The following is a 3,989-nucleotide window of genomic DNA, read 5'->3' as shown; positions in this document are numbered from 1 at the left end:
GGGAAGATTGGTTGCTGAGGATCCAATCCAATTTTTGCACTCCATGTTTTAAGTAAATTTGTAGTACGTTTCCAAAGTGGAATTACACGCTTTTTTCTGCCTTTTCCATGCAGGCAAACCGCCTGCCAGCTATTTTTGTCGAAGTTTGCACGTCGGAGCTCAATAATTTCAGAGACACGGCCGCCAGAGTTATAAAGGGTAGCCAGTAGTACCTGATCGCGTTGCCCACTCCAGGAGAGGAGATCAGGGGCTTCCAGAATAGCCTGCATTTCCATTTGGGTAAGATATTTGACCAATGGGCGATCAAAACGCTTCAGAGGGATAGCCAATACTTGCTGTATTACAGCCAGTGCTTCTGGTTTCAGCAAAGCTGAATAATGCATAAAGCTGCGAATGGCTGCTAATCGAGCGTTTCTGCTACGGATGCAGTTATGCCGTTGCGATTCCAGGTCATCAAGAAATGCGAGGACCAAAGAAGCATTAATATCGACTAAATCCATTTTTGCAGCAGATTTTCCAAGCTGCTGCTCGGCAAAGCGAAGAAACAAACGAAACGTATCCCGGTAACTACAAACAGTCTGATGGCTAACATTTCGTTGTTGAATCAAACGCTGACAAAAAAACGCCTGGAGAAGGCGGGCCAGATCAGATGTTATCAGAGCCCCTTTCATAATGCACCTCGCATTGAATTGAGATGAGACTGTTGTTCAAATCGTTCTACCGCGATTGCCATCAGTTCGGGGATGCCGGTAAGATACCAATAGGTATCACTCACCTTTGCATGGCCCAAATAAGTGGACAGCAGTGGGAGCATATGATCAATATCGGCGTTTTTTTTATACCAGGTAAGCAACCTTTTGCAGACAAAGGTATGTCGAAGATCATAAAGTCTGGGACGAAAACCATTGAGGCAAGTATCCCAGCCGAGCTTTGCCCGAATACAATGAAAAGCGTACAGAACCTGCCGATATTGGAATGGTTTACCATTATCAAGCAGAAAAAAAATGGGATTATCTACAACAGGCAATCGCTGATCTCGAAAAGTAGCATAATTGGATAATGCTTCACAAACCATTTGATGCACTGGCACATATCTGGATTTGCGGAATTTGGTCTCCCGTATTTTCAATACGCCTTGATGGAGGTCAACATCGTTACGGTTCAGTCGCAGTGCCTCAGAGATGCGTAAGCCAGTTGAAGCCAATAGCCCAAGTAGGCAATGCATCGTTGCAGGGCGTAATCCCTTTTGGGGCTGCAATCCATTTGCCATATCAAGTAACAAAGTAATTTCCTGATCAGTATAAATATAGGGAGTAGGTCGCCGATGTGCAGGGCCGAGGAGATGAGGTGGAGGGATTTCCGTCTCGGGCTCAAACGTGACACAATATTTGGCAAGAGACCGGACAACTTCAAAACGACGTGCACGACCGATTTGATTACTTTTCAGGGTATTGTTAGCCCAATCCACTGCCAGGTCAATTGTGATATGCCCTTGATGATCCTGTTTATCAGCAAAACAGGCAAACCTTTGCAGCTGTGCCCCTTCGGTATGCAAATTATAACCGACGCTGCGGCGAGTATGCAAATATGACTCGACCCGCTTCTTCATGCTTGACCACTTGCTCATGACCGCCTCCCCGGCCACGGCATAGCCACATGTCTGAGTTCTGGTAAATTTATCTTAGTATAGATTTGAGTGGTATCTATGCTTCGGTGCCGTAAGACATCAGCAATTTGTTTAAGACTGACGTTATTCTGTAGCATTCGTGTTGCCATCGTATGGCGAAGGATATGCGTCCCTGTCCAAGGCAAATCAGCACGTGAAAAAGCTCGACGAATAGCTCCACGTACTGTAGTTTTTGCCACCCCTCGGCCCATAGGTGCTCTGTGGAAAACAAACAACGATCGACTGGTTGTCGCCGGTCGAGCATTCCGCAAATAATTTACAATTGCATTGCCTGTTATTTCTGGCAGAGGTATTTGCGCCTTACGGCGGTTTTTAGTATGAGGCAACTCAACAAATCCAGTATACCAGTTAATATCATCAAGCTTCATGGCTGCGACTTCATGACAACGCAGCCCTAAATCGACCAGGCAATGTGCCATTGCGTAGTCACGCTTACCGATTGAGGTGGAAATGTCAAACGCGTCCAAAAATCTCTCTAACTCCGTAGTGCTCAGGCATGGTGGCAGTGTGGTCAGTAGCCAGTTGGGAGGTCTTGGTACCGCAGCTGCCATGGAAACACTGGACTCACCCTCAAATTGGAGGAAACGTAAATAACTGCGTAACGAGCTCAACAGTACGCCAACACTTGATGACTTCAGGTTGATAGCTTCTTCGGCAACGTGCTTTATCAGAGATTCGGGGGTTATATATGCTGAATCTATCACGCCAGCCCCAAACAACTTCAAAAGGAAAGTGCGAACAAAACGTTGTCGATAAACCCTTGTCGATTTGGCGAATCCGCATACATCCCGCAAAAAATTATCAAAATGGCGTAACCTGCACTCAATAGCAGAAGAGCAGTTGAAGTCGATCTCCTGCAGGCGTTTTTGTCCCTGCATCAATAATAATTGATTAAGTGCTGCCCTAACGGTTTTTAAGTGTTTAAATGCGGGTGGAGAACAGTGGCATACAGGCAGATGTTCCTGGAGAAAAAAGGTAACGTTTACTCTGTCAATCGTTTGGGCTTGCGGTGATTTCTTGTTTTGCCAACAAATAAAGTGCATTAAAGCAGCTTGATACGCATACCGCGTTCCATCGCTATGCCCGCGTTTTTTTAAATGATCAGAAAAATTACTGATGATGACGTCGTTGCTTGGCCTATCACCGGTAAGGCGACTTTGAATATTTTGGGGATAATGTTCTGACATGAGTACTCTCCTTCTGAAAAATTAAAAGGTGTACTCAAATTTTATGCGGAGTTTAAAAAAAGGGAAAGTCCTCTGATGTTCAACAAATTATAGGTATGCTTTCGTGTATAGTAACGAACTCAGCATAATCCACAACTATGCATAATTCCGGTTATGCAGAGCTCAGCATAACCGGAAGAACTGGCTGTTCTCCTGCACGCCCGAGGGTGCCCGGGCCAGCGCAGCCATTTACAGCCTGATCGAAACCGCCAAGGCCAACGGACTGGAACCCTACTGGTACCTGAAACACCTGTTCGAGAATCTCCCAGAAGCCATGTCCGATGAAGATTTTAAGGCGCTGCTCCCACAACAGATTGACAAAGATCAAATCGCTGTTCCAACACCATGAATAGTACCGGAAATCCGGCCCGGTGAGAAGGTGGGGTTTATTGACCGCTTACGTTTGATCCCTGTCTGCCCAGCGGAAGGTAACCGATTTCGTCTTATGACAAGTTAAATATTATGTGAAGTTGAATGCCAAATGTCTTTAAACAATAGCTTTTCAGGTTGTCCAGCTTTACATAAAAAATTCATATCACGGTTTTAAGCCATTCAAACAAATCTTCTTTTTCATCAGCCGAAAAATTTTCTTTTGGCAGTACTTTTGAACTTGCATTTTCAATGGCTTTCCTTTTCATTTCAGAATTGGATTTTGCGTATATTTCAGTAGTCGTAACTGAAGAATGTCCCAAAAAATCCCGTATATAAATCAAATTTACTCCGCTTTGCAGCAGGTGCATAGCCTTGCTGTGACGAAGGACATGCGGTGACATTTTATTTAAGACCGGGTTTTTGCTTTCTGTCGCAGCTTTTTTTGCATATTTATCCAGAATATAGGACAGTCCGGCTCTCGTAAGTTTCTCCCTCTTCTTGTTGAAAAACAAAGGGGTCTCCTCTTTTTTTTCATCAAGCAAACCGCAATCATCCATATATTTTTTTATGATGTTCATTGTTTGCGGCATCAGCGGTATGATCCTGGTTTTTTTCCCCTTGCCAGTCAGCCGAATTGTTGAAGGTGTTTTTAATCGTATATCAATTACTTTCAGGTCCGCAATTTCCTGAACTCTGGCGCCAGT

The 3,989-nt window shown here is 44.5% G+C and carries 4 protein-coding genes and 1 pseudogene; 1 reads left to right on the top strand and 4 read right to left on the bottom strand.

Annotated features, from left to right (window positions below; genetic code table 11):
* From K365_RS0125435 to K365_RS0125420, 3 genes are all read right to left on the bottom strand, one after another.
* A partial coding sequence (locus K365_RS0125435; RefSeq protein WP_024336851.1) for a tyrosine-type recombinase/integrase occupies window positions 1-671 on the bottom strand: 671 nt, incomplete at its 3' end.
* Window positions 668-1,627 (bottom strand): tyrosine-type recombinase/integrase, encoded by a 960-nt coding sequence (locus tag K365_RS27720; RefSeq protein ID WP_084490124.1) that lies wholly within the window; start codon window positions 1,625-1,627, stop codon window positions 668-670. The genes K365_RS0125435 and K365_RS27720, both read right to left, overlap by 4 nt.
* Window positions 1,624-2,874: a site-specific integrase gene (locus K365_RS0125420; protein ID WP_024336848.1), complete on the bottom strand. Its 1,251-nt coding sequence runs from the start codon at window positions 2,872-2,874 to the stop codon at window positions 1,624-1,626. The genes K365_RS27720 and K365_RS0125420 overlap by 4 nt, the downstream gene beginning before the upstream one ends.
* Before the next feature lie 172 nt (window positions 2,875-3,046).
* On the opposite strand from K365_RS0125420, the pseudogene K365_RS27715 reads away from it, so the two are divergent.
* A pseudogene (locus tag K365_RS27715) lies at window positions 3,047-3,262 on the top strand (transposase domain-containing protein); the annotation flags it as partial.
* A 181-nt stretch (window positions 3,263-3,443) separates the two neighbouring features.
* Here K365_RS27715 and K365_RS0125410 read toward each other — a convergent pair.
* A partial coding sequence (locus K365_RS0125410; protein WP_024336846.1) for a tyrosine-type recombinase/integrase occupies window positions 3,444-3,989 on the bottom strand: 546 nt, incomplete at its 5' end.

Source organism: Desulfotignum balticum DSM 7044 (assembly GCF_000421285.1).
GTDB classification, from domain to species: domain Bacteria; phylum Desulfobacterota; class Desulfobacteria; order Desulfobacterales; family Desulfobacteraceae; genus Desulfotignum; species Desulfotignum balticum.
This window is presented reverse-complemented; position numbering and strand designations above follow the sequence as displayed.